Raw genomic sequence first — 623 nt, forward strand, 5'->3', positions numbered from 1 at the left:
TTCCTTCATCAAGCTACGAGCCATGTAACGCCCAACCTGATGGCCTGCACCTCGCAGGTCCTCAGAGAGGGTTCGAGCTCCTGCCGATCCTCTTGAAGCCTTGTGGTACTTAACTAGAACAACCTTGAGCGCTTCGCGCTCCAGGTTGGTTTTCCCCTGACGCTGACGCCAGGCGTAGTAGCTGCTGCGGTTGACTTCAAAAACACGACAGCAATCTGTAATTCCGTACTGTTCGCCTAGCTCGCTGATCAGAGGGAATGATCTTTGGAGTCCAAAAGCAGGAGAACACTGGCCTTTTTTAGGATTTCGATATCCCGATCTTTCTGCCTGAGCAGGGCCTGGAGTTCCTGGACTTTCTTTTGGTCGGCAGTAATCGCCTTTGTGCCAGCCATCGTTGATCCGGCGCGCTCTTTGCGCACCTGCTCGACCCAGCGACGCAAAGCCGTAGGGCCGATATCCAAACTGGCGCAAATTTCGGGAACAGGCAGGTTTTGATCAAGCACCATGCTTACGGCCTTGAGTTTGAACTCGCTGGAATAGGACTTTCGCATCATCTGCACACCTCGGGTTTGGGCGCCATCATAGCGCCCTATTGATGTGTCCAAATTCATTAGGCCAGTTCA

The 623-nt window shown here is 53.1% G+C and carries 1 protein-coding gene; it reads right to left on the reverse strand.

The annotated features are described in order from the left end of the window. Nucleotides 1-248: 248 nt before the first annotated feature. On the reverse strand, nt 249-554 hold the full coding sequence (locus ACLD1Y_RS31610) for a transposase (protein WP_429481548.1): 306 nt from the start codon (nt 552-554) through the stop codon (nt 249-251). Nucleotides 555-623 lie beyond the last annotated feature (69 nt).

The organism is Pseudomonas sp. 18175 (assembly GCF_050432925.1).
Classification (GTDB): Bacteria; Pseudomonadota; Gammaproteobacteria; order Pseudomonadales; family Pseudomonadaceae; genus Aquipseudomonas.